Source organism: Protaetiibacter sp. SSC-01 (genome assembly GCF_014483895.1).
Lineage (GTDB): Bacteria > Actinomycetota > Actinomycetes > Actinomycetales > Microbacteriaceae > Homoserinibacter.
Window position 1 is genome coordinate 1,868,584 of record NZ_CP059987.1, and the last position, 22,723, is coordinate 1,891,306.

27 protein-coding genes are annotated in these 22,723 nt (G+C 71.2%); 10 read left to right on the forward strand and 17 right to left on the reverse strand.

Features of this window, described 5'->3' with window-relative positions; translation table 11 throughout:
• Nucleotides 1-112: 112 nt before the first annotated feature.
• From H4J02_RS08835 to H4J02_RS08850, 4 genes are all read right to left on the reverse strand, one after another.
• Nucleotides 113-829: a hypothetical protein gene (locus H4J02_RS08835; protein ID WP_187676610.1), complete on the reverse strand. Its 717-nt coding sequence runs from the start codon at nucleotides 827-829 to the stop codon at nucleotides 113-115.
• Between the two features lie 46 nt (nucleotides 830-875).
• Nucleotides 876-2,552 carry a ribonuclease J gene (locus H4J02_RS08840; protein WP_187674244.1) on the reverse strand — a complete coding sequence of 559 codons (1,677 nt, stop codon included), beginning with the start codon at nucleotides 2,550-2,552 and terminating at the stop codon, nucleotides 876-878.
• Nucleotides 2,553-2,569: 17 nt separating this feature from the next.
• Complete coding sequence (dapA, locus tag H4J02_RS08845) at nucleotides 2,570-3,547, reverse strand: 4-hydroxy-tetrahydrodipicolinate synthase (protein ID WP_187674245.1); 978 nt, start codon at nucleotides 3,545-3,547, stop codon at nucleotides 2,570-2,572.
• 204 nt (nucleotides 3,548-3,751) lie between these two features.
• On the reverse strand, nucleotides 3,752-4,633 hold the full coding sequence (locus H4J02_RS08850) for a DUF559 domain-containing protein (RefSeq protein ID WP_187674246.1): 882 nt from the start codon (nucleotides 4,631-4,633) through the stop codon (nucleotides 3,752-3,754).
• Nucleotides 4,634-4,724: 91 nt separating this feature from the next.
• Here H4J02_RS08850 and H4J02_RS08855 point away from each other — a divergent pair, with 91 nt between their 5' ends.
• Nucleotides 4,725-5,783, forward strand: a complete 1,059-nt coding sequence (locus tag H4J02_RS08855) for an AI-2E family transporter (RefSeq protein WP_187674247.1) — start codon at nucleotides 4,725-4,727, stop codon at nucleotides 5,781-5,783.
• Nucleotides 5,784-5,801: 18 nt separating this feature from the next.
• Here the strand turns inward: H4J02_RS08855 and thyX are convergent, their stop codons facing one another.
• Nucleotides 5,802-6,500: an FAD-dependent thymidylate synthase gene (gene thyX, locus H4J02_RS08860; protein ID WP_222942243.1), complete on the reverse strand. Its 699-nt coding sequence runs from the start codon at nucleotides 6,498-6,500 to the stop codon at nucleotides 5,802-5,804.
• Between the two features lie 184 nt (nucleotides 6,501-6,684).
• Between thyX and H4J02_RS08865 the strand changes: the two genes are divergently transcribed.
• Genes H4J02_RS08865 through H4J02_RS08875 form a run of 3 tightly spaced genes read left to right on the forward strand, consistent with a single transcriptional unit; the run spans nucleotide 6,685 to nucleotide 8,107 of the window.
• Entirely contained in the window at nucleotides 6,685-7,119 is a 435-nt protein-coding gene (locus tag H4J02_RS08865) for a thioredoxin family protein (RefSeq protein ID WP_187674249.1), read from the forward strand.
• Nucleotides 7,120-7,133: 14 nt separating this feature from the next.
• Nucleotides 7,134-7,643 (forward strand): DUF4395 domain-containing protein, encoded by a 510-nt coding sequence (locus tag H4J02_RS08870; RefSeq protein WP_187674250.1) that lies wholly within the window; start codon nucleotides 7,134-7,136, stop codon nucleotides 7,641-7,643.
• Between the two features lie 38 nt (nucleotides 7,644-7,681).
• Nucleotides 7,682-8,107 carry an OsmC family protein gene (locus H4J02_RS08875; RefSeq protein WP_187674251.1) on the forward strand — a complete coding sequence of 142 codons (426 nt, stop codon included), beginning with the start codon at nucleotides 7,682-7,684 and terminating at the stop codon, nucleotides 8,105-8,107.
• Here the strand turns inward: H4J02_RS08875 and H4J02_RS08880 are convergent.
• Together H4J02_RS08880 and dapB are read right to left on the reverse strand one after the other, a co-directional pair.
• A complete protein-coding gene (locus H4J02_RS08880; RefSeq protein ID WP_187674252.1) occupies nucleotides 8,104-8,562 on the reverse strand; it encodes a tetratricopeptide repeat protein in 459 nt (152 codons plus the stop codon). The two genes, H4J02_RS08875 and H4J02_RS08880, sit on opposite strands and share 4 nt — an antisense overlap.
• On the reverse strand, nucleotides 8,559-9,287 hold the full coding sequence (dapB, locus tag H4J02_RS08885; protein WP_187674253.1) for a 4-hydroxy-tetrahydrodipicolinate reductase: 729 nt from the start codon (nucleotides 9,285-9,287) through the stop codon (nucleotides 8,559-8,561). Before dapB ends, H4J02_RS08880 begins: the two co-directional genes overlap by 4 nt.
• A 28-nt stretch (nucleotides 9,288-9,315) precedes the next feature.
• Between dapB and H4J02_RS08890 the strand changes: the two genes are divergently transcribed.
• Nucleotides 9,316-9,777 (forward strand): GNAT family N-acetyltransferase, encoded by a 462-nt coding sequence (locus H4J02_RS08890; RefSeq protein ID WP_262406002.1) that lies wholly within the window; start codon nucleotides 9,316-9,318, stop codon nucleotides 9,775-9,777.
• A gap of 65 nt (nucleotides 9,778-9,842) precedes the next feature.
• Here the strand turns inward: H4J02_RS08890 and H4J02_RS08895 are convergent, their stop codons facing one another.
• Together H4J02_RS08895 and H4J02_RS08900 are read right to left on the reverse strand one after the other, a co-directional pair.
• Nucleotides 9,843-10,445 carry a histidine phosphatase family protein gene (locus tag H4J02_RS08895; protein WP_187674255.1) on the reverse strand — a complete coding sequence of 201 codons (603 nt, stop codon included), beginning with the start codon at nucleotides 10,443-10,445 and terminating at the stop codon, nucleotides 9,843-9,845.
• A 10-nt stretch (nucleotides 10,446-10,455) separates the two neighbouring features.
• Nucleotides 10,456-11,811 carry a pitrilysin family protein gene (locus H4J02_RS08900; protein WP_187674256.1) on the reverse strand — a complete coding sequence of 452 codons (1,356 nt, stop codon included), beginning with the start codon at nucleotides 11,809-11,811 and terminating at the stop codon, nucleotides 10,456-10,458.
• A gap of 281 nt (nucleotides 11,812-12,092) precedes the next feature.
• Between H4J02_RS08900 and H4J02_RS08905 the strand changes: the two genes are divergently transcribed.
• Together H4J02_RS08905 and H4J02_RS08910 are read left to right on the forward strand one after the other, a co-directional pair.
• The gene (locus H4J02_RS08905) at nucleotides 12,093-12,701 is read left to right on the forward strand and encodes a TetR/AcrR family transcriptional regulator (protein ID WP_262406003.1); all 609 of its coding nucleotides are present in this window, start codon (nucleotides 12,093-12,095) and stop codon (nucleotides 12,699-12,701) included.
• 142 nt (nucleotides 12,702-12,843) lie between these two features.
• Nucleotides 12,844-13,185, forward strand: a complete 342-nt coding sequence (locus tag H4J02_RS08910) for a hypothetical protein (RefSeq protein WP_187674257.1) — start codon at nucleotides 12,844-12,846, stop codon at nucleotides 13,183-13,185.
• Between the two features lie 15 nt (nucleotides 13,186-13,200).
• Here the strand turns inward: H4J02_RS08910 and H4J02_RS08915 are convergent, their stop codons facing one another.
• Entirely contained in the window at nucleotides 13,201-14,211 is a 1,011-nt protein-coding gene (locus H4J02_RS08915; protein ID WP_262406004.1) for an aldo/keto reductase, read from the reverse strand.
• A gap of 135 nt (nucleotides 14,212-14,346) precedes the next feature.
• On the opposite strand from H4J02_RS08915, the gene H4J02_RS08920 reads away from it, so the two are divergent.
• The gene (locus tag H4J02_RS08920) at nucleotides 14,347-14,874 is read left to right on the forward strand and encodes a YbhB/YbcL family Raf kinase inhibitor-like protein (RefSeq protein WP_187674258.1); all 528 of its coding nucleotides are present in this window, start codon (nucleotides 14,347-14,349) and stop codon (nucleotides 14,872-14,874) included.
• A 50-nt stretch (nucleotides 14,875-14,924) separates the two neighbouring features.
• Here H4J02_RS08920 and H4J02_RS08925 read toward each other — a convergent pair whose 3' ends face one another.
• The 4 genes from H4J02_RS08925 to H4J02_RS08940 form a co-directional block, all read right to left on the reverse strand.
• Nucleotides 14,925-17,192, reverse strand: a complete 2,268-nt coding sequence (locus tag H4J02_RS08925; protein WP_187674259.1) for a polyribonucleotide nucleotidyltransferase — start codon at nucleotides 17,190-17,192, stop codon at nucleotides 14,925-14,927.
• Between the two features lie 303 nt (nucleotides 17,193-17,495).
• Nucleotides 17,496-18,269, reverse strand: a complete 774-nt coding sequence (locus H4J02_RS08930; RefSeq protein ID WP_187674260.1) for a fructosamine kinase family protein — start codon at nucleotides 18,267-18,269, stop codon at nucleotides 17,496-17,498.
• 16 nt (nucleotides 18,270-18,285) lie between these two features.
• Nucleotides 18,286-18,879, reverse strand: coding sequence for a hypothetical protein (locus tag H4J02_RS08935; protein ID WP_187674261.1), 594 nt, complete (start codon nucleotides 18,877-18,879; stop codon nucleotides 18,286-18,288).
• Between the two features lie 24 nt (nucleotides 18,880-18,903).
• Complete coding sequence (locus tag H4J02_RS08940; protein WP_187674262.1) at nucleotides 18,904-19,503, reverse strand: hypothetical protein; 600 nt, start codon at nucleotides 19,501-19,503, stop codon at nucleotides 18,904-18,906.
• A 50-nt stretch (nucleotides 19,504-19,553) separates the two neighbouring features.
• Between H4J02_RS08940 and H4J02_RS08945 the strand changes: the two genes are divergently transcribed.
• Nucleotides 19,554-19,736, forward strand: a complete 183-nt coding sequence (locus H4J02_RS08945) for a DUF5302 domain-containing protein (protein ID WP_187674263.1) — start codon at nucleotides 19,554-19,556, stop codon at nucleotides 19,734-19,736.
• Nucleotides 19,737-19,751: 15 nt separating this feature from the next.
• Here the strand turns inward: H4J02_RS08945 and H4J02_RS08950 are convergent, their stop codons facing one another.
• Together H4J02_RS08950 and H4J02_RS08955 are read right to left on the reverse strand one after the other, a co-directional pair.
• Nucleotides 19,752-20,393, reverse strand: a complete 642-nt coding sequence (locus H4J02_RS08950; protein WP_187674264.1) for an FMN reductase — start codon at nucleotides 20,391-20,393, stop codon at nucleotides 19,752-19,754.
• Nucleotides 20,390-21,646, reverse strand: a complete 1,257-nt coding sequence (locus tag H4J02_RS08955) for an LLM class flavin-dependent oxidoreductase (RefSeq protein ID WP_187676513.1) — start codon at nucleotides 21,644-21,646, stop codon at nucleotides 20,390-20,392. The genes H4J02_RS08950 and H4J02_RS08955 overlap by 4 nt, the downstream gene beginning before the upstream one ends.
• Before the next feature lie 131 nt (nucleotides 21,647-21,777).
• On the opposite strand from H4J02_RS08955, the gene trxA reads away from it, so the two are divergent.
• Entirely contained in the window at nucleotides 21,778-22,158 is a 381-nt protein-coding gene (trxA, locus tag H4J02_RS08960) for a thioredoxin (RefSeq protein WP_187674265.1), read from the forward strand.
• Here the strand turns inward: trxA and H4J02_RS08965 are convergent.
• The gene (locus H4J02_RS08965; RefSeq protein ID WP_187674266.1) at nucleotides 22,151-22,579 is read right to left on the reverse strand and encodes a hypothetical protein; all 429 of its coding nucleotides are present in this window, start codon (nucleotides 22,577-22,579) and stop codon (nucleotides 22,151-22,153) included. The two genes, trxA and H4J02_RS08965, sit on opposite strands and share 8 nt — an antisense overlap.
• Nucleotides 22,580-22,723 lie beyond the last annotated feature (144 nt).

Consider the following 22,723-nt stretch of genomic DNA (forward strand, 5'->3'; position numbering starts at 1 on the left):
CCAACGTTCTGCGGACATCGAGCGTCGCTCGGATCGACGCTAGGGCACGCGGCGGCTCACAGCCGTCATCCTCGGGGTGGATTCCGGGTCGAGTCAGGGTCTTCCCCCTCGATCAGGCGGGGCAGGGCCCGCCGCCGTCACCACCGCCGATGCCGTACACCGCGATGTCGTCGAGCTCCGCCCACATCCAGAGCACCTCGTCGACGATCACGGAGCCGTCCTCTCGGGTCCAATACGGATACCCGGGGTCCTCGGCGACCTCGAACACCAGCCGGTTGGCGCCCTCGTGCAGCGCATAGACCATGGAGATGTCTCCGTGCGGAATCGCCTCGAGCCGGTCACCGTACGCGTCCACGAGCTCCGCGCGCGTGCTGCCCGCGCCGATGCCCTCAGCCGTGCGGATCGCCTCGTCGAAGACCCGGATCGCGAGCACGCGGGTGTCGCCGAGGCCGTCCTCGGTGATGGGGAAGAACGCGTGGGTGCCCGCGAGCCCGGGAACGGGATACCACGCACCGGCCCACGGGTCGCCCACGGCGGGGGTCCCCTCCCAGCTGCACGCGTCCGCGACCCACTCCACGATCGCGAGCGACGGATCCACGTCCGCGATGGGCTCGCCCACACGCACGTGACCGAGACCTCCCGGCTCGAGCACGAGCTCTCCGAGGGCCGGGCGCGTCGGCGTGGGGGTCGGAGTCGGCGTCGGCGTCAGCGTCACGGAGACGGTGGGCGTCGGCGTCGGCTCGGCAGCGGGCCCGGGAGCGCAGGACACGAGCGCGAAGGCGACCGCAAGCGCCGCGGCTCCCCCGAGCACGCGGGTGGTGGTGTGCATGGAACGACCCTAGACGTGCGCGCCGCGCGGCAGGGTGCTCAGGGGGTCACGCTTCGATGACGACCGGGATGATCATCGGGCGGCGACGGTGCTGCGTGTTGACCCAGCGGCCCACCGTGCGGCGCACCGCTTGGCTGTAGCCATGCTGGTCGTTGACGCCGTTGCGCGCCGCCTCCGCGAGCGCCGCGACGATCTGCGGGCGCACGTCGTCGAAGACCGACTCATCCTCCGCGAAGCCGCGGGCCTGGATCTCGGGCCCGACGAGCACGCGTCCCGTCTGCCGGTCGATCGCGACGAAGATCGAGATGAAGCCCTCCTCGGCGAGGATGCGGCGGTCCTTGAGGTCGGCATCCGTGATCTCCCCGACGGTCGAGCCGTCGACATAGACGTAGCCGACGTCGAGCTGGCCCGTGACGCGCGCGACGCCGCCCGCGAGGTCGATGACGACGCCGTTCTCGCCGACCACGATGTTCTCTCGCGGCACGCCCGTCTCGACGGCGAGGTCGGCGGATGCCATGAGCATGCGGTACTCGCCGTGCACCGGGAACACGTTGCGCGGCTTCAGGATGTTGTAGCAGTAGAGCAGCTCGCCCGCGGCCGCGTGACCCGAGACGTGCACGCGCGCCGAGCCCTTGTGCACGACGTTCGCGCCCAGCTTCGTGAGGCCGTTGATGACGCGGTAGACGGCATTCTCGTTCCCGGGGATGAGGCTCGACGCGAGGATGACGGTGTCGCCCTGGCCGACCTCGATGCGGTGGTCGCCGTTCGCCATGCGCGCGAGCACGGCCATCGGCTCGCCCTGGGACCCCGTGCTCATGAACACGACGCGGTCGTCGGGCAGCTCGAGCGCCGTCTTGAGATCGACGAGCACGCCGTCGGGCACCTTGAGGTAGCCGAGCTCGGCCGCGATGCCCATGTTGCGCACCATCGAGCGCCCCACGAGGGCGACGACGCGCTCGTTGGCCGCCGCCGCATCCAGAACCTGCTGCACGCGGTGCACGTGGCTCGAGAAGCTCGCGACGATGACGCGCTTCTGCGCCTTCGCGATGACGCGCTCGAGCACGGGCCCGATCTCACGCTCGAGGGCCGTGAAGCCGGGGATGTCGGCGTTCGTCGAGTCGGGCAGGAAGAGGTCGACGCCCTCCTCGCCGAGCCGCGCGAAGGCGCGGAGGTCGGTGATGCGGCCGTCGAGCGGCAGCTGGTCCATCTTGAAGTCGCCCGTGTGGAGCACGAGGCCCGCGACCGTGCGCACGACGATCGCGAGCGCATCCGGGATCGAGTGGTTGACCGACACGTACTCGAGGTCGAACGGGCCGAGCGTCGTGCGCCCGCCCTCTTTCACGACGTTCGTGATGGGCTGGATGCGGTGCTCCTTGAGCTTCGCCTCGACGAGCGCGAGGGTCAGCTTCGAGCCGTACAGCGGGATGTCGCCGCGCAGCTTGAGCAGGTACGGGACGGCTCCGATGTGGTCCTCGTGGCCGTGCGTGAGCACGATCGCGAGCACGTCGTCGAGACGCTCCCGGATGGGGTCGAAGTCGGGCAGGATCAGGTCGACACCCGGGTGGTTCTCCTCGGGGAAGAGCACACCGGCGTCGATGATGAGCAGCTTGCCGTCGATCTCGTAGACGGTCATGTTGCGCCCGACCTCGCCCACTCCGCCGAGCGGGAGAACACGCAGGGTGCCGGGCGCGAGCTCCGGCGGGGACACGACGTCGATGGCCATGGAGGCCTCCTCGGGGTCTAGCGGGTGGTGCCGGCGACCTTCGGGAGCGCGCCGCCTGCGGCTGCGTTCCGGTCGGGGCGGAAGTTGCTGAAGTCGACGCCCTCGATCTCGCGGACGAGAGCGATCTCGTCCTCGATGAGGGCGGCCTCCGACTCCTCCGGCCCGACGAGCGGCAGGCGCACGCGCGGGCTCGAGATGCGGCCGAGGCCGTGGAGGATGTACTTCGTCGCGACGGTGCCGGGCACGTGCGTCATAGTCGCACGTACGAGCGGCTCGAGCGCGCGGTGCGCCTCGGTCGCCGTCTTGAGGTCGTTGGAGTTCACCGCGTCGATCATCGTGCGGTACGGCGCGGGCGCGATGTTGGCGGTGACGCCGATGAGGCCCGTGCCCCCGATCGCGAGGGTCGGCAGCGCGTTCGCGTCGTCGCCCGCGAAGTAGAGCAGGTCGGTCTGGTTCATGACGCGGCTGACCTCGCTCAGGTCGCCCTTGGCGTCCTTCACGGCGCGGATGTTCGGGTGCTTCGCGGCGCGCAGGATCGTCTCGTACTTGATCGGCACGCCCGTGCGGCCCGGGATGTCGTAGAGGATCACCGGCAGATCGGTCGCGTCCGCGACGAGGCGGAAGTGCGTGAGGATGCCAGCCTGCGTGGGCTTGTTGTAGTACGGGGTGACGACCATGATGCCGTCGGCGCCGACCTTCTCGCTCTTCTTGTAGAGCTCGATCGCGTGCGCGGTCTCGTTCGAGCCGCCGCCCGTGATGATCTTCGCGCGGCCACCCGCGACATCCTTGGCGACCTCGACGAGCTTGACCTTCTCGGGGTCGGTCAGCGTCGAGGTCTCGCCCGTCGTGCCCGTGACGACGATGCCGTCGGCACCGTGCGTCACGACGTGGTCGACGTGCTTCTCGACGTCTGCCCAATCCACCTCGCCGTCGGCCGTGAACGGGGTCACGAGCGCGACGAGCACCTGTCCGAAGGGGTTCTCTGGCGTCGACACGGTCTACAGGCTATCGGTTCTGCTTGCCGCACCTTGCTCGCTGCTTGCTGTTGTGCAGGACATCGCGATTGTGCAGGACTTCCCGGCCCAGGCCGCGCTGCCGGCCCCAGGAAAGCGGGGTTTCTGGCGGTTCTCCTGCACAACCGCGGGAAGTTCCTGCATAACGGGGCGAGTTCGCGGCAGGTGGTGGGTTCTCGACGGGCGTCAGGCGGCGCGGTGGTCGCCGCGCTCGATCGCGGCCCGGATGGCGCGGAGCACGGCCGGCCTGTCGAAGACGATCTGCGAGTACATGAAGCGCAACGTGCGGTAGCCGGCCGCGCTGGCCGCCGCATCCCTCTGCCGGTCGCGGGTGGGGTCGGAGTGATGCGCCTTGCTGTCTGCCTCGACGATCAAGCGATCACCGATCAGGAAGTCGACGAATCCCACATCCGGCACCCGCACCTGTTGACGGAAGGGGATGCCCACGCGAGTGAGCAGGAGGGCGAGCAGCGACTCCGACCCCGTGTCGGAGAGGTCCCCCGCCAGGAGCAGAACCTCTCGCGAGGCGCGGGGCGTCCGCGCCGCGAGGTCGCGGGCCTCCTGCCGATTCATCCGTCCCTTCCGCATTGCTGACTCGAGCACCGCGAATGCAGGGTCCGGCCCGAGACAGCTCGCGATGCACGCCACGGCGTCGGCGACAGAGGTGACGAGATCGTAGGGCGCACGGTGATCCGCGCTCCAATGAAGTACGACGTCGGAGGCCGTCGATGCGAGACGCTTGTGATGGTCGGCGGCGCTCCGGAGGCGCGAGCCGTTGGCCGGCACCGCGACGTGGAGTCGCTGGTCGTCGGGCACCCACAAGCCATGGTGTGCGGCGGCGGTCACGCACGCCAGCACCCCGCCCACTCGGGACGCACGGATCACGCTCTCCGGCAGGTCGAACAGCGCGTACCAGCCCTTCCGGAAACGCAGGATGGCGTGGTCCTCCGTTGCGATTCGGATGGCGTTGGCGCTCACCCCGGCGGCCATGAGGTCGCGCGCCGGGGCGATGCCTCCCAGTCGAGCCAGGGCGGCGACCGTGGGAAGGTGATCTGCTCGTCGGCGCATGACCGCATCGTGGCGCGTGCGGATCGGGCTGGGGTTGGGCAGCGGGAGGGCGCGGTCCTAGGGTGAGGGCAGCATCCGAAAGGCGGCAGCCATGGATACCACCCCCCGCCTGCTGCAGGCAGGCCCGTTCCGGTTCGGCTTCATCGCGGCGTCGGGGGTGCTCCTCGCTCTCGCGCTCGGCTTCGCGATCGCGTCGCTCGCCCAGGCCCTCACGCTCATCTTCCTCGCGCTCTTCATCTCGCTCGGGCTCAAGCCGCTCGTCTGGCGGCTCGAGCAGTTCGGGTTGTCGAAGGTCGTCGCCCTGCTCATCGTGCTCGCGGGGTTTCTCGTGCTCGTGGCGCTGCTCGTGTGGCTCGTCGTGCCCGTCGTCGTCGACGAGCTCGGCAAGCTCATCAACTACCTCCCCGAGGGTCTCGACCAGATCGAGGAGCAGGAGTGGTTCGAGTCGCTCAACGCGAGCTTCGGCGGCGTGCTCACCGGGTTCGTGGAGCTGCTGCAGGAGACCGTGGCCGACCCCGCCTTCTGGCTGACGGTCGGCGGCGGCGCGCTGCGCATCGGGCTCGGCGTCGTCAACGGCGTGTTCTCGGTCATCTTCGTCGTCGCGCTGACCCTCTACTTCGTGATCGGCCACGACCAGATGAAGGAGGCGCTCGTGCGGCTCGTGCCCGCGAGCAGGCGCATCGGCTTCCGCGAGCTCGCCGAGCAGATCATCACCTCGGTGGGCCGCTACCTCAACGGCATGGTGATCCTCGCGATCATGAACGCCCTCTTCACGTTCATCGTGCTGACGGCCGCGGGCGTGCGCTACGCGGGGCTGCTCGCCGCCCTGGCACTGCCGATCACGTTCATCCCGCTCGTCGGCTCGGTGATCTCCACGATCGTCTGCACGACGGTCGCGTTCTTCACCTCGCCGACCGTGGGTCTCATCACGCTCATCGCGCTGCTCGTCTACATGCAGGTAGAGGCGTACGTGCTGACCCCGCGCATCGTCGGCAAGGCCATCCAGATCCCCGGCTCGCTCGTGCTCATCGGGGCGCTCATCGGAGGTACCCTGCTGGGCCTCCTGGGCGCGCTCGTCGCGTGCCCCGTATCCGCGTCGCTCGTGCTGATCGTCAAGAAGGTGATCATGCCGATCCAGGACGCGAAGTAGGACGGATGCGGGAGGGCGCTACGGCGCGACGCGGCCGTTCGCCTGGAAGGCGGCGTGGGTGAGCGGCATGAGCTCGGCCCAGAAGGACTCCATCTGCTCCGCGACCATCTCGATCTCGCGCTGCGGGAACGACGGGAAGTGCGAGTCGGGGTGCTTCGTGCGCAGGGAGAGGAAGTTCATGAGCGAGCGCGCGTTCATCGTCACGTACATCGAGGAGTAGGTCGACACGGGCAGCACGCCGCGGGCGACCTCGCGCGCGATTCCCGCCGCGAGCATCCGCTGGTAGGCCTCGTACGCGAACGTGGCCGCGGCCTTCGACTCGGAGACGGCGAGCTCGGTCTGCTCGGGCGCACCCTCGACGAACTCGTAGGCACCCGGCTTGCCGACCTGAACCAGGCGGCGCTCGGGGCCCGGCACGTAGAAGACGGGACGCAGCTCGCGGTAGCGGCCCGACTCCTCGTTGTAGGAGGCGATGCGGTGCCGCATGAACTCGCGGAACACGAAGATGGGCGCCTGCACGTAGAACGTCATCGAGTTGTGCTCGAAGGGCGAGCCGTGGCGGTCGCGCATGAGGTAGTTGATGAGACCGCGGTCGCGGTCGGTGGCCTCCGTGCCGGCGGCGGCAGCGTCGAGGGTCTTCTCGCCCTGCGTCGACACGCGCGCCGCGAACAGCACGTCGGAGTCGTGGGCGCTCGCCCGCACGAGCTCGACCGTCATGTCGGAACGGAACTGGATGGGGGTCGCGTCGCTCGAGGTCTCCGGCACGGCCCTCACGATATCCGGGCCCGCCGACGCAGCGACAGCGCCGCGCCGGACCCCTCCGCCGCACACCGCGTGTCGCGGCGTGTCACGGAAGGTCACACTGCCGCCGAGGCTCCCTCGGCCTGGCTACCGTGGCGCCATGGACCCGCTGCTCGCCCTCGCGATCGTCGGCGCGCTCGTCGCGGCGACGACGGCGGCAGGCCTCGCGTGGCGCGCCGCGCAGGGACGCGTGCGCCGCGTGGGCACGACGGATGCCGTGGCCGTCGAGGGCGTGGAGCTCGCCCCCGGCGCGACCCTCCTGCAGTTCTCGAGCGAGTACTGCGCCCCGTGCCGCGCGACGGCCCGCGTGCTCGCAGACATCGTTGACGGCGCGCCCGACCTGGCACACGTCGAGGTCGACGTGGCCGAGCGCCCCGACCTCGCGGCGCGCTTCGACGTGCTGCAGACGCCGACGACGCTCGTGCTCGACTCGGCGGGTCGCCCGCGCGCCCGCATCGCCGGCGCCGTGCGCGCCGAGCAGCTCCGCGCCGAGCTCGACCGCCTGGCCGCCTCGCGCACGACCGTGCCCGCCTGACCCCAAGGAGCCCCGTGAGCTCGACCACCGCATCCGCCCGCCCCGCCGCGATCGACCCGCGCGGCGCCCGCTTCACGGCGAGCATCACCGCCGTGCTTCTGCTCGTCGCCGTCGGCCTCGGGCTCATCGGCGGCGTCGCGGCGACGATCGCCGAGCGCGCGACACAGCCCGCGTTCGTGCTGCTCGTCGTGCTCGCGGCGATCTTCGTGTGGAGCGCGGTCGCGGGCGTCGCGCGCAACCCGTGGGCGGTCGTCTTCCGGCGGCTCATCCGCCCGCGGCTCGCCGCGCCCGCCGAGCTCGAGGATGCCGCTCCCCCGACCTTCGCCCAGGGCGTCGGGGCGCTCGTCACGGTCGCGGGCGTCGTGCTGCACCTCGCGGGGGTGCCCTACGGCCTCGTCGGTGCGGCGGCCGCCGCCTTCGTCGCGGCGTTCCTCAACGCGGCCTTCGAGTACTGCCTCGGCTGCCAGCTGTACCTCCTGCTCGTGCGCGCGGGCGTCATCCGGAAGCGGGCGGCGACCGCCTGACCCTCGACCGTCCCCGGCCTTCGACCTAGGCTGGCCCCATGGCGATCACGAGTGAAGCGACCACCCTCTGGTTCGGCGACCTGTTCAGCGGGTCCGGCACGACCTCGCTCGATTCGAGCGACGCCGCCGAGTTCCCCGTCACCTGGAAGGCGCGCTCCGAGGGCGAGCTCGGCCGCACCAACCCCGAGGAGCTGCTCGGCGCGGCGCACTCGGCGTGCTTCTCGATGGCCTTCTCGAACGCCCTCGCGCAGGCCGGCTTCCCGCCGGAGAGCCTGCAGGTGACGGCAGCCGTCACCTTCCAGCCCGGCGAGGGCATCACGGGCAGCCACCTGCTGGTGAGCGCGAAGGTGCCGAATATCGGCGAGGCCGACTTCGAGCGTCTCGCCGAGGACGCGAAGGCGAACTGCCCCGTCTCGAAGGCGCTCGCGGGCATCCCGATCACGCTCGAGGCGAGCCTGGCCTAAGGCCGCAGCCCCGAAGCGCCACCGCGCTCGAGACGGATGGCGGTGCGCGTCGCCCAGCGCGCGCGCCGTCGGTCTCCCGCGGCGTCGTACGCGAGCGCGAGCCGGAACCAGGCGCGCCAATCCTCCGGCGCAGCCTCGACGGCTGCGCGGTAGCGCGGGAAGACCTCCTCGGCCGCGGCGCGCTCGACGCGTCCGCTCGCGCCGACGGGCAGCTGCTCCTCGGGCAGCCCACCCTCCTCCTCGAGCCGACGGGCGAGACGCTCCGCACGCACACCGAAGACGACCTCGGCCGCGATGAACCCACCGCCGATGAGGGCGAAGACGAGCAGGCCGACGCCGATCGTGATCGCGATGCCGTCTCCCGTGCCGAAGAGCACCGTGGCGTAGTAGACCGCGAAGACGAGATAGAGCGCGAGGAGGACCGCCATGACGACGGTGCCGATGCGCGTCGTCACAGGCCGAGCAGCGTGTCGAGGCCGACGACGAGTCCGCGTGTGCCGGGCAGGGCGCGCAGCGCGAGCAGGATGCCGGCCTCGTACGACGCGTCGGAGACGGTCTGGTGGCTGATCCGCATCGTCTCGCCGACGCCGCCGAAGATCACCTGCTGCTCGGCGAGCACGCCGTCGAGCCGGAGGCTGTGCACCGGCACGCTCGCGACCTGCTGCCCGCGGGCGCGCTGGTCGGCGTGAGGGGCGGCGACGGGCCCGCGCTCGGCGCGCGACTCCGCGATGAGCTCGGCCGTGCGGATCGCGGTGCCCGAGGGCGAGTCGGACTTGCCGGCGTGGTGCGCCTCGATGATCTCGATCGAGTCGAAGTAGGGCGCGGCGATCGTCGCGAGGCGCGTCGCGACGACGGAGCCGAGCGAGAAGTTGGGGACGACGATGACGCCGAGCTCGGGCTCGTCGCCGAGGCGGCTGCGCACGCGCTGGAGGCGCTCGGCCGTCCAGCCTGATGTGCCCACGAGCACCGGGATGCCGCGCGAGACGGCGGCCTCCACGACTTCCGGCGACACCGCGGGCAGCGTGACGTCGAGCACCAGGTCAGCACCCTCGATCGCGTCGAGCGAGTCGCGCGACCCGAGACGCGCGTGCACCTCGAAGTCGTCACTGCCCTCGATGAGGCGGGTCGCGAGGGTGCCCATCCTGCCGCTCGCTCCGACGACGGCCACCGAGTACGCCATGCCGTCCAGCCTATCTACGCTGGGAGTCGTGCATCCCGCCTTCCGCGTCGCCACCGTGACCGACCCCGACGCCCACGAGCTGCTCGCCGAGTACTTCTCGATGCGCGCCGCCGGCTTCGACCCCGCGGCGGGCACCTACCGCACGGTCTTCCCCGACCCCGCGCGCTTCACCGAGCCCGCGGGCGTCTTCCTCGTCGTCGACGACGAGGGCTCCCCCGTCGGCTGCGGTGGCATCCGGATGCTCGACGCCGACCGCGCCGAGGTGAAGCACCTGTACCTGCGCGACGCGGTGCGGGGACGCGGATGGGGTCGGCTGCTGCTCGCGGAGCTCGAGCGCCGCGCACGCGAGCTGGGCGCGAGGGAGTCCGTGCTCGACACGAACGTCGCGCTCGAGGCCGCGGGCTCGCTCTACCGATCGAGCGGCTACGTCGAGATCCCGCCGTACAACGACAACCCGAACGCGACGACGTGGTTCCGCAAGGAGCTGTGACCGGGTGACGGAGGTCTCGAGACGCGTCGCTTCGCGGCGCTCCTCGACCACCTGAGGTTCCCGCGTCAGTAGGGCTGCTCCACCGACAGGCCCGTTCTCAATTCCGGCAGCAGGTGGCCGAGGTCGTTGTGGGTCACGAGCACGGGAGGCTTCGCCGAGCGCACACGGATGATCGTGAGCCCGCAGTTCGCCTGGTTGATGCCGAGCCAGCGCCAGCTCGCCGCACCGAACACCTCGCGCACGAACCAGCCGATCACGAAGTTGTGCGTGATGAGCAGGTCGTGCCGGTCCTCGCGCGTGGGCGTGAGCCACTCGGCCGTCGCATCCGCCATCTGGGCCTCGCCTGCCTCGATCTCCTCGCGCGTGACGGAGCCGAAGAAGTGCTCCCACGCGTGCGGAAGGTCGGGCGTGGGGCCGGACGGGATGCAGTCCATGAGCAGGGCGGACGGCTCGGGCTCGATCGCCGGCATCCGCTCGGTCATGATGCGCGCCGTCTCCTGCGCGCGCTGCAGCGGCGAGGTCCAGGCGCCCGTGATGGGCACGCCGCCGAGGCGCTCGGCGATCGCCTGGGCCTGGCGCACACCGCGCGCCGAGAGGGGGCCGTCGGGCAGACCGTGCTCCGCGTCCTGCTGCTCGCCGTGGCGCACGAGGTAGAGGAATCTCGACATGATGCAGCCCCTACGCCGCCGCCGGCTCGCCGTCGAGGCCCGCGAACGCCGCGGGCGCCACGGGGCCGACCGCCGCGACCGACAGCGGGCGGTCGACGAGCTCGGCCGCGAGCTCGCGGACATCGGATGCCGTGACGGCCTCGATGCGCCGCAGCGTCTCGTCGAGGTCGGCGAACTCGCCGAGGGTCAGCTCGCTGCGGCCGAGGCGGCTCATGCGGGTGTCGGAGTCCTCGAGCGCGAGGGCCGACGCGCCCGCGAGCTGGCCGCGCGCGCGGCGCAGCTCGTCGTCGGTGATGCCGTCGGCCGCGAGGCGCCGGAACTCGGCGAGCAGGAGCTCGGCGACGTCGCTCGCTCGCTTCGGCGAGCATCCCGCGTAGAGCCCGACGATGCCGGTGTCGGAGTAGCTCGAGGCGAAGGAGTACACGGAGTAGGCGAGTCCGCGCTTCTCGCGCACCTCCTGGAAGAGCCGGGAGCTCATGCCGCCGCCGAGCACGGAGTTGAGCACCGTGAGCGCGGGGCGGCGGTCGTCGGCGGCCGCGAGGCCCGCGACGCCGAGGTAGAGGTTGACCTGCTCGAGGGGACGTTCGACGAGCGCGAGCGGCGAGCCGCGCTCGATGAGGCCCTCCGCGGGGTCGCGGCGCGGCACGGGCTGTCGGGGGGTCTCGAGGTCCCAGCCTGCCTCGCCGAGCGCCTCCAGCGCGACCTCGACGATGCGGTCGTGGTCGACGGCACCCGCGACCGTGATGACGAGGTCGCGCGGGCCGTAGTTCTCGCGGTAGTGGCGCCATACGGCGTCGCGCGTGACGGCGCCGATCGACTCGGGGCTGCCGCCGATCGGGCGACCGAGCGGATGCCCGCCGAAGACCGCCTCGAAGAAGCGCTCCCCCGCGACATCGCCCGGGTCGTCGTCGGCCATCGCGAGCTCCTCGAGGATGACGCCGCGCTCGTTCTCGAACTCCTCGGGGTCGAGCACCGAGGACGCGAACATGTCGGCGAGCACGCGCACCGCCATCTCGAGGTCCCGGTCGCGCACCTTCGCGTAGTAGCAGGTGTGCTCCTTCGCGGTGAGCGCGTTGTGCTCGCCGCCGACGGAGTCGAAGGCGACCGCGATGTCGAGCGCGCTGCGGGTGGCAGTGCCCTTGAAGAGCAAGTGCTCGAGGAAGTGGGTCGAGCCGTAGGTCACGGGCTCCTCGTCGCGGGAGCCGACGGCGACCCAGAAGCCGACAGTCGCGCTCTGCGAGCCGGGGACCCGTTCGGTCAGCACCCGCACCCCGCTGGGGAGCACCGAGCGCCGGACGAGCGTGCCGCCGGATGCGTCGATGGCGAGTTCCGGGAGGTCGAGAGGGAGCTGCACCGCGCCGTTCATCGTGCCGAGCCTACGCCATCGCGCGCGCGGCATCCGGCGACTCATCCCCCGTACTGGGGGCTGGGATGAGGACAAACAGACAAGTCTGTCTGTCCTCATCGTGCTAGCGTGTGTCTCGCGGAGAGCGACGGAAACCCGACCGATCGGCCTTCCCAGCCGGGTGACCCGTGCCCGGGCCCTCGTGGCACCGATCGTCGGAAACCGATCGCCCGTGCCGCGGCCTCCCCCGGGTGGCCGCGGCACCCTGCTCCGCGCACGACCCAGAACGAAGGAGCCCCGGGTTGCCGATCGACATCGTGAAGCCGCCGAAGCGTCTCACCCTCGCGCCCGCGAAGCAGCGCATCCTCGACACCGCCGACCGGCTCTTCTACGACGAGGGCATCCGCGCTGTCGGCATCGACCGCCTCATCGCCGTGTCGAGCGTCACGAAGGCGACGTTCTACAAGCACTACGGCTCGAAGGACCGGCTCATCGTCGAGTACATCGCCTACCGGCACCTGCAGGTGGCGGAGGCCGTCGACGCGGCCGCGCAGCAGACCGACGACCCCGAGCAGCTGCTGCGCGACATCCTCGCCCTGCAGATGCGCTGGATCGCCGCCACGGGCTTCCGCGGCTGCCCCTTCCTCAACGCGGCCACCGAGTTCACCGACGCGTCGCATCCCGTGCGCCGCGCCGTCGAGGAGCATCGCGAGTGGTTCCACGAGCTGCTCGAGTCGCTCCTGCGCGAGATCGGACACCCGCTGCCGGGCGACGCCGCCGACGACCTCATGCTCGCGCACGACGGCGCCATGCTCGGCGGCTACGCGAGCGACCCGATCGCCGCGACGGCCGCTCTGCAGCGCATGTACGACCGCGTGCTCGCGGCCGTACCGGAACGCGCCGCGGCCTGATCTAGTGCACGCGCGCCACCTCACGCAAGGGGGTGGGCGTTTCCGGCTGCCGCCGACACGGCCTCGCTAGGGTGAACGCCGCGCGGCTCCCCCGCCGCGTCGGAGCCGTCAGCGGCTCTGCGACCCGGAAGGGAGCACCGCCATGATCGTCCTGCCCGCCATCACGGTCCTCACGCTGATCTACCTGATCGCGACCGTCGTCGCCCTCATCGACGGCATCATCCGCGCCCGCGGACGCGGCACCGCGATCCTCGCGATCGTCGAGATCGTCGTCGCCGCCCTCATGATCCTCGCGCTCTTCGTCGCGATCCCGTTCGGCACCGTCGTGCTCGGCGTCGTGCTGCTCGTCGTGCTCGTGCTGCAGCTCGTGCTGCGCGGACGCGTGCGGCGCGGAGGCGTCGCCCTCACGGTCGTCGCCCTCGTCGCGACCGTGCTCTGGCTCGTGCTCTCGCTCGGCTGGATCCAGATCCCCGGCGTGAACTGAGCCCGCGGGCCCCGGCTACGCGCTCGCGCGGTCGAGCGCCGCGAGCTGGTGACGCGTCGGGCGGAGGTCGGGCGCGGCCATGACGTCGAAGAGCTGATCGGCCGAGCGCACCTCGACGACGGGGGCGATGACGCCCGGGCGGCTCAGCAGCCAGGCGATCGCGACGCCCGCGAGGCTCGCGTCGAGCTCGGATGCGACCCGCTCGAGAGCGGCGAGCACGCGGCGTCCGCGGCGCCCCAGGTGCGGCGCGATGTAGGCGGGCGAAGGCGCGGATGCGAGATCGGCACGCGTGCGGTACTCGCCCGTGAGGAAGCCGTCGGCGAGCGGGAAACGCGGCATGATCGCGAGGCCCTGCTGGAGCGCCACCCCCGCGGGGCCCTTCTCGTAGCCGACGCGGTGCATGAGCGAGTACTGGTTCTGGAGGGCGGTCATCGGCGCGACGCCGAGCAGCCCGCAGGCGACGCGTGCGGCCAGCAGGCGGTTGCCGGTGTGGTCCGACATGCCGAAGGTCAGCACCTTGCCGCGGCGGATGAGCCCGTCGACCGCGAGCAGCGTCTCCTCGAACGGCACCTCGGTGTCGTCGACGTGCAGGTACAGGAGATCGATGCGGTCCGTGCCGAGGCGTCGGAGGGAGGCGTCGACCGCCGCCGTGATCGCAGTCGCCGAGAGGCCCGGATGCGCGGCGGACTTGCCGACCTTGGTGGCGACGACGAGCCCGTCGCGATTGCCGCGGCGCCGCATCCAGTCGCCGATGAGCTGCTCGCTGCGCCCCTCGCCGTAGGCGTCGGCCGTGTCGATCATGTTGCCGCCGAGCGCCGTGTACGCGTCGAGGATCTCGCCGACGGCCGCGTCGGAGACGCTCGAGCCGAAGTGCTTGCCGCTCATCGCGGTCGGGAAGACGCGGAGCTCGGTGCCGGGGATCTGGCGTCGGGGCGGGTTCGCACGACCGACGATGGCGGCGGTCTCGAGCGTGGTGGGGACGGGCGCGAGGGCGGATGCCACGGGCGGCACCGACCGCATCTCCATACCCCACCTCCTCGGGTTGGTGCGAGGTTATCGCCCGGCGCGCCGGCGGACGGGCAGGTGCGCCGGATCGTCGTCGATCGTCACCATTTCGTGATGGGCCTCGACGTGGGCGAGCCCGGGTGGCAACGTGGGGGCATGGCGAACGATCCGTTCTGGAGGCTTCCGCAGGTCGGCGCGCTCGAGGTGCGCAGCCCGGACTTCGAGGAGGGCGGCGAGCTGCCGACCTGGGCACGCGCCCGGGACGCGGGCGGTCAGGACCTCTCCCCCGAGCTGCGCTGGCTCGGCGCCCCCGAGGGCACGCGCAGCTTCGTCGTGCGCGCCTACGACCCCGACGCCCCGACGATGAGCGGTTTCTGGCACTGGGCGGCCTACGACCTCCCCGCGAGCACCGACGGCCTCCCGCGCGGGGCCGGGACCCCCGCATCCGGCCTCCTGCCCGCGGGCGCCGTCACGGTCGCCAACGAGGCGGGCGCCGAGGAGTACACGGGAGCCGCTCCTCCGGCCGGGCACGGTGAGCACCGCTACTTCTTCGTCGTGAGCGCGCTCGACGTCGAGCACCTCGAGCTGCCCGCCGGAATCACGCCCGCCGTGCTCGGCTTCGTTCTGCGCGAGCACGAGCTCGCGCGCGGGGCGACCGTCGGCACGAGCGTCACGCCGGGGTAGAACGACGGATGCCCGCCCCGCTGAGCGGGACGGGCATCCGGGGTCCGGGATCAGGACTCGGCGGGAGCCTCGGGAGCCTCCGTGGCCTCGGCCTCGGCGGACTCGGTCTCCTCGACCACCGGGGCGAGCGACAGCTTGCCGCGGTCGTCCATCTTGGTGATCTCGACCATGATCTTCTGGCCGACCGAGAGCACGTCCTCAACGTTCTCGACGCGCTTGCCGCCGGCGAGCTTGCGCACCTCGGAGATGTGCAGCAGGCCGTCCTTGCCGGGGAGCAGCGAGACGAACGCGCCGAAGGTCGCGAGCTTCACGACCGTGCCGAGGAACCGCTCGCCGACCTCCGGGTTGACCGGGTTGCCGATCGCGAGCACCTGGGCGCGCGCGGCCTCGGCCGACGGGCCGTCGACGGCGCCGATGTAGACGGTGCCGTCCTCCTCGATGGAGATCTCGGCGCCGGTCTCGTCCTGGATCGCGTTGATCGTCTTGCCCTTGGGGCCGATGAGCTCGCCGATCTTGTCGACCGGGATGTTCACCGAGATCACGCGCGGAGCGGTCGGAGCCATCTCGTCCGGACCGTCGATCGCCTGGTTGATGACCGCGAGGATCGCCGTGCGGGCCTCCTTGGCCTGCTTGAGCGCACCGTCGAGCACCGACGAGGGAAGACCCGCGAGCTTGGTGTCGAGCTGGATCGCCGTGACGAACTCCGAGGTGCCGGCGACCTTGAAGTCCATGTCGCCGAGCGCGTCCTCGGCGCCGAGGATGTCGGTGAGCGCCGCGTAGCGGGTCTCCCCGTCGACCTCGTCCGAGATGAGGCCCATCGCGATGCCGGCCACGGGCGCCTTGAGGGGCACACCCGCGTTGAGCAGCGAGAGGGTCGAGGCGCAGACCGAGCCCATCGACGTCGAGCCGTTGGAGCCGAGGGCCTCGGACACCTGACGGATCGCGTAGGGGAACTCCTCGCGGGTCGGCAGCACCGGCACGAGGGCGCGCTCGGCGAGGAAGCCGTGCCCGATCTCGCGACGCTTCGGCGAACCCACGCGGCCGGTCTCACCGGTCGAGTAGGGCGGGAAGTTGTAGTGGTGGAGGTAGCGCTTCTTGGTGACGGGCGCGAGCGAGTCGATCTGCTGCTCCATCTTGAGCATGTTGAGCGTCGTGACGCCCAGGATCTGGGTCTCGCCGCGCTGGAAGATCGCGGAGCCGTGGACGCGCGGGATGACCTGCACCTCGGCGTCGAGCGCACGGATGTCGGTGAGCCCGCGGCCGTCGATGCGGACGCCCTCGGTGAGCACGCGCGTGCGCATGACCTTCTTGCTGACCGACTTGTAGGCGGCGCTCACCATCGGCGGCACCTCGCCCGACAGCTCGCCGGCCTCGACCTTCTCGTTGATCGCGAGCTTGACGCGCTCCTTGAGCTCGTCGTCGGCGGCCTGACGCTCCTGCTTGTCGGCGATCTGGTAGACGGCCTTAAGGTCGTCGTAGGCGAGCTCGGCGACGGCGTTGTAGGCCTCGTCGGAGTACGGCGGGAAGAGCGGAAACTCCTGGATCGCCTTCGCCGACTGCGCGGCGAGCTCCTGCTGGGCCTTCACGAGCTGCTTGAGGAACGGCTTCGCCGCCTCGAGGCCCTGCGCGACGACGGCCTCGTCGGGCTTGGTCGCACCGGCGCGGATGAGCTCCCAGCTCACCTCGGTGGCCTCGGCCTCGACCATCATGATCGCGACGTCCTCGTTGCCGTCCTTGTCGGTGACGAGGCGGCCGGCGACGGTGAGGTCGAAGACGGCCTCCGCGAGCTGGCTGTGCTTGGGGAATGCGACCCACTGGTCGCCGATGAGCGCGAGGCGCACGCCCGCGACGGGGCCGTAGAACGGCAGGCCCGAGATCTGGGTCGAGGCGCTCGCCGCGTTGATGGCGAGGGCGTCGTAGAACTCGTCGGGCGCGATGCTGAGCACGGTGATGACGATCTGCACCTCGTTGCGGAGACCCTCGACGAAGGTCGGGCGCAGCGGGCGGTCGATGAGACGGCAGACGAGGATCGCCTCGGTCGAGGGGCGGCCCTCACGGCGGAAGAACGAGCCGGGGATCTTGCCGGCGGCGTAGGAACGCTCCTCGACGTCGACCGTCAGCGGGAAGAAGTCGAAGCCGTCGCGGGGGTGCTTCCCGGCGCTCGTCGCGCTCAGGATCATCGTGTCCTCGTCGAGGTACGCGGCGACGGCGCCCTGCGCCTGCTGGGCGAGACGACCGGTCTCGAAACGGATGGTGCGGGTGCCGAACTTGCCGTTGTCCAGAACGGCTTCGGCGAACTTGATCTCGGGGCCTTCCACGAGGTCTTACTCCTTGCTGCCGCGATTCGCACGGCATGACTTCGGAGCAGGAGCGGGCAGGAAGGGCGTGACGCGCGCAGTGCCGCGCGCCGGCCGCCTGGATCTGGTCAACAGTAGAAGGGCTCCGACTCCGTGTTCGGAGAACCACCACCGGTGACCAGCTTCGTGCCGGCCTGCTCCGTTTCAACCTCCGCCGAATCGTTGCTCGGCGGAGAAGCCGCCGGATGGCGACCGTGGTCAGCCTACCAGCCGGTCCTGCGCGGAGCGAGGAATGCTCTCGCGCCCGCGCGCCGTGGGCCCGAGTCAGGCGAGTTCGAGCACGGCGCGGGCAGCCTCGCCGAGCGCCGCTCCGTAGGCGGGGCCGTGCCCCGCGGCGTGAACCGCGAGCGGATGCAGCTGGTGCAGCGGGATGCGCTCACGCCACGCCGCGCGCAGCGGGCGCTCCCGCTCGTAGCCGTCCGCGATGTCGTCGAAGTACGGAACGCCGAAGAGGGCGAGCATCGCGAGATCGGTCTCACGGTGCCCGCCGTGTGCGGCCGGGTCGATGAGCACGGCACCCTGCTCCGTCCACAGCACGTTGCCGTTCCAGAGGTCGCCGTGGATGCGCGCAGGCGGCTCGCCGTCGTCGAGCGCACCGGTGCGGATGAGCGCGCAGGCCGCGCGGGCGTCGCGCTCGTCGCGCGGGTCGAGGCTGCCCGCGCGCACCGCGACGTCGAGGTACGGCTCGACGCGGTCGCGGGCGTAGAACAGGCCCCAGGAGTCGGTCGCGGGACCGACAGGCAGTTCGCGGCGGCCGATGAAGATCGGGCCGTGCCATCCGCTCGGGCGAGCACCGAATCCGTCCGCCCCCGCCGCGTGCGTGCGGGCGAGCGCCGCACCGAACGCGGATGCCGCCTCGCGCGTCGCGCGTGCCTGCTCGACGCGCTCGAGATCGATCCAGCCCTCCCCCACGTCGGTCACGCGGACGACGCGAGCTCCGCCGTCGGCCTCCGCCTCGGCCAGCCAGCGCAGCCCCGCCGCCTCGGCCGCGAAGAACCGCGGAGGGGCATCCGCGCGGTGCTTGCGGAAGGAGTTCATGGTCGCCGCCACCGCCTCACAACGCGTAGGGCTGGGACCCGACGCCGCACTCCCGGCGAGCGGCGAGCACGTCGTCGAGCTCGGCGTCGCCGAGGCTGTAGTAGCTGTACCAGGGTGCCTGCTCCTCGTCGAGGTAGGCGTCGGGCCCCACCATGTAGCCCGGGTCTGCGGCGTGTCCGACGATGCACGGGATGAGCCACCGGGCAGCGACGTCGTACGCGAGGAGCCGCTCGGCGGGGCCGTCGATGCGCCGGGCGTCGTAGTCGTAGAGCTTCTGCCGGATGGCATAGCGCGAGAGGCACTGGTTGACCCCGTCGACGTAGGCGCGATCCTCCTCGGGGAGCGGGCTCGTCCCGATCGCCTCGACGTGAAGCGAGCCGTCGGCGTAGCTCACCGACCAGGCGCTGATCGACCGTGTCCACTGCTCGTCCGGCGGGTTGCAGTGCTCGAACACCGCCCACGCGACGTCCTCCGGCACGAGGTCCGAGTCGCGCGCGGGATGAGGCGCGGGGCGGGCGCCGTTCCCGGCGAGGAACGCCGCCCCACCGGCGATCGCCCCCACGACGAGCACGGCGCCTGCCCACATCGTGATCCGCTCGGTGCGCCGCATCCCGCCATTCTGCCGGGCGGCGCCTCAGAGAAGTCGATATGGCTGCGTCGGCGGGCCGCAGTCGCGGCGCGCATCGAGCAGGTCCTCGAAGTCGACCGCGCGGTTCAGATAGAGGTCGAACCATGTCGCGCGCCGAGCGTCGAGGTAGTCGCGCACGCCCGGCACGACGTCGGGCAGAGCGTCGTGCCCCTCGATGCACGGCAGGAGCCAGCGGGTCGCGACGTCGTACGCGAGGAGCCGCTCGGCGGGCGACTCGATGATCGGCTGGTACGCGAAGCCGACCGTCGCCGGGTCGCCGATGCGGTAGTCGTCGAGGCACCCGTTCACCTCGCGCTCGTAGGCGTCGACCGCGTCCGCGGGCGACTCCGACTCGGACACGTCGACGCTCAGCAGCCCGTCCTGGAGGTCGATCGACCACGCGCCGAGGATGTTGTGGCGCCCGTCGGCGGGGCGGCTGCAGAGCTCGAAAACCGCCCATGCGAGATCGGCTGGCACGGAGCCCGACGGCTCGCGAGCGGGGAGCGGTCGGGCTCCGTTGGACACGAGAACGGCCGCCGCGGTGACGGATGCCGAGGCCACGAGCGCGGCTCCGCACCACATCGTGAGGCGCTCGCTCCGTCGCATGCCGCCATTCTGCCTGTCGCCCGCGGGAAACCCGGGCCTATGCTGGCGGGATGAGTTCCGACGAGAAGCCCGGCGCCGCATCCGAGGACATGAAGGCGAAGTTCCGCGAGGCCCTCGAGCGCAAGAAGCAGCAGTCGCACGATCGCCCCGCGCACCTCGACGGCGAGAGCGCCGTCCACGAGGCGCACTCGCGTGCGGGCGGCAAGCGGGAGTTCCGCCGCAAGTCCGGCTGAACCCCCGCCACGCGACTACTCCCCCGCGAGGCCGCCCAGCAGGTGGCCGAACGAGCGACCCTCGCCCAGGAACGCCTCGGGCGAGAACGGGTCGACGACCGTGCGCTCGTCGCGCCGCGCGATCGCCTCGGCGAGTTCGCGCGCGCCGCGCTCGATGCGGGAGGCGAGCGGCTTCACGTCGTCGGCCTGCGCACCCCAGTCGCTCGAGGCCGCGAAGACGCCCGTCGAGACCGGCTCGGCGTGCAGGTAGGCGAAGAGCGGGCGGATCGCGTAGTCGATCGCGAGCGAGTGGCGCGCGGTGCCGGCGTTCGCACCGAGCAGCACCGGCATCCCCGCGAGCGCGTCGGGGTCGATCACGTCGATGAACGACTTGAACAGGCCCGAGTAGCTCGTCGAGAAGATCGGCGTGACGGCGATGAGGCCGTCGGCCGATACGACGCGGTTGATGGCGTCCTCGAGGGCGGGCGGGGCGAAGCCCGCGAGCAGGTTGTTCGTGATGTCGTGCGCGAGCTCGCGGAGTTCGATCATGTCGATCTCGGCGTCGATGCCCCGCGCGGCCAGCTCGGCGACCGTCGCCTGGGCGAGGCGGTCGGCGAGCATGCGCGTCGACGAGGGGTTCGAGAGGCCGGCGCTGACGACGGCGATGCGGCGTGTCATCGTGCCACCTCCTTCTGGGTAGCGGCGGGCTTCCGGGTCGCGGCGGGGCCGAAGGCCGAGCCGGTGGAGGCCGCGGGAGCCGCGACCGGGGCGGACACCGGGGTGTCCTGGTAGGGCCCGCCCACGGTGAGGTTGTTGCCGCCGGCGGATGTCGGACGCGCCTGGCGCGAGGGGCCGTCGCCGTACACGGCCGCGACGCGCGCGGTGTGCGTGGGCGCATCCGGCACCTCGGCGGGACGGTTCTGCGCGAGCTCCTTGCGGAGCACCGGCACGACCTCGCCGCCGAGCAGGTCGAGCTGCTCGAGCACCGTCTTGAGCGGGAGGCCCGCGTGGTCGAGCAGGAACAGCTGACGCTGGTAGTCGCCGAAGTGGTCGCGCATGGCGGCGTAGCGGTCGATCACCTGCTGGGGCGAGCCGACCGTGAGCGGCGTGAGCTCCTGGAACTCCTCGAGCGACGGGCCGTGACCGTAGACGGGCGCGTTGTCGAAGTACGGACGGAACTGCCGCACGGCATCCTGCGAGTTCTTGGCCATGAACGCCTGGCCGCCGAGCCCGACGATCGCCTGCTCGGGCGTGCCGTGCCCGTAGTGGGCGTAGCGCTGACGGTAGAGCGTGATGAGGCGCTGGTAGTGCTCCTTGGGCCAGAAGATGTTGTTCGCGAAGAAGCCGTCGCCGTAGTACGCGGCCTGCTCGGCGATCTCAGGCGTGCGGATGCTGCCATGCCACACGAACGGCGGCACGCCGTCGAGGGGGCGCGGCGTCGAGGTGAAGCCCTGCAGCGGGGTGCGGAACTTGCCCTCCCAGTCGACGACGTCGTTCTCCCACAGTTCGCGCAGGAGCGCGTAGTTCTCGATCGCGAGCGGGAGCCCCTGGCGGATGTCCTGGCCGAACCACGGGTAGACGGGCCCCGTGTTGCCGCGGCCCATCACGAGGTCGACGCGGCCGCCCGTGAGGTGCTGCAGCATCGCGTAATCCTCTGCGATCTTCACGGGGTCGTTCGTCGTGATGAGGGTCGTCGCGGTCGAGAGGATGAGGCGCGAGGTGCTCGCGCCGATGTAGGCGAGCGTCGTGGTCGGCGAGCTCGAGAAGAACGGCGGGTTGTGGTGCTCGCCGAGGGCGAAGACGTCGAGACCCACCTCCTCCGCGTGCTTCGCGATCGCGACGATGTCGCTGATGCGCTGCGCCTCGCTCGGCGTCTCGCCGGTCGTGGGGTCGCGCGTGATGTCGCTCACGCTGAAGATGCCGAACTGCATCTGGCCGCTCATGGCAGGTTTCCGTTCCTCGAATATCTATGCGTTTGCATCGATATCGCATGAAACCGGGAGCTGCCCGCAGGTATTCCCGCGAGCCAGCGCGGCATCCGCCCCTCCCCTAGCCTGGGACGATGGCGACCGTCGAACTCACCCGAGACACCTTCGAGAGCACCGTGCTGGATGGCGACATCGTGCTCGTCGACTTCTGGGCCGCGTGGTGCGGCCCGTGCCAGGCCTTCGGCCCGGTCTTCGAGGCGTCGAGCGACAAGCACCCCGACATCACGTTCGCGAAGGTCGACACGGATGCCGAGCAGGAGCTCTCGGGCGCGCTCAACATCCGCTCGATCCCGACGCTCATGGCGTTCCGCGACGGCATCGGTGTCTTCGCCCAGGCGGGCGCGCTGCCGGGCCACGTGCTCGAGGACCTCATCTCGCAGATCCGCGCGCTCGACATGGACGAGGTGCGCGCGAAGATCGCCGAGGCCGAGGCGGCCGAGCCGTCCGCTACTTGAGCGCCCCCATCAGCAGCACCACGCGGTAGCCCTCGCGACGCTTGTCGATCCGCACCGGGATGCGCGCCTTGAGCCCCTTGTCGTCGAGGCGTCGCAGGTTCTCGTCGACGACCGACTCGAGGCCGCGCGGCACCATGCCGACGGGACCGCTCACGCGACGCCCCGTGAAGAGGCGCACCTCGATGGGCGCGTCCTGGCCCTCGGCCTGGACCGTGCGCGGCGAGATCGCGGTCTCGAAGTTCGACTCACCCGACTCGGCGAGCTCGCGCAGCTCCTCCTGGTACGGGTCGGAGTTCGCGAGCACGATCGTCACGCGCTTGTTACGCGGCGTCAGGTTGTAGACGTAGTCGTCGAAGCTGCCGAAGCCGCGATCCTCACGGGGGAGGCTCGTGTCGACTCCGCGACGGCGGAAGAGTCCCATGGGGCGATCCTACGGGCGGTTCGTGGCGGTCAGCGCCCCGACGGACCGGTGCCCGCCAGCTCGCGTCCGGGAGCGGGCACCGCCGCCTCCTCGGCGGCGCGGCAGCACACGGCGCACACCGCCGCGATCAGCCCATGCCGGCAT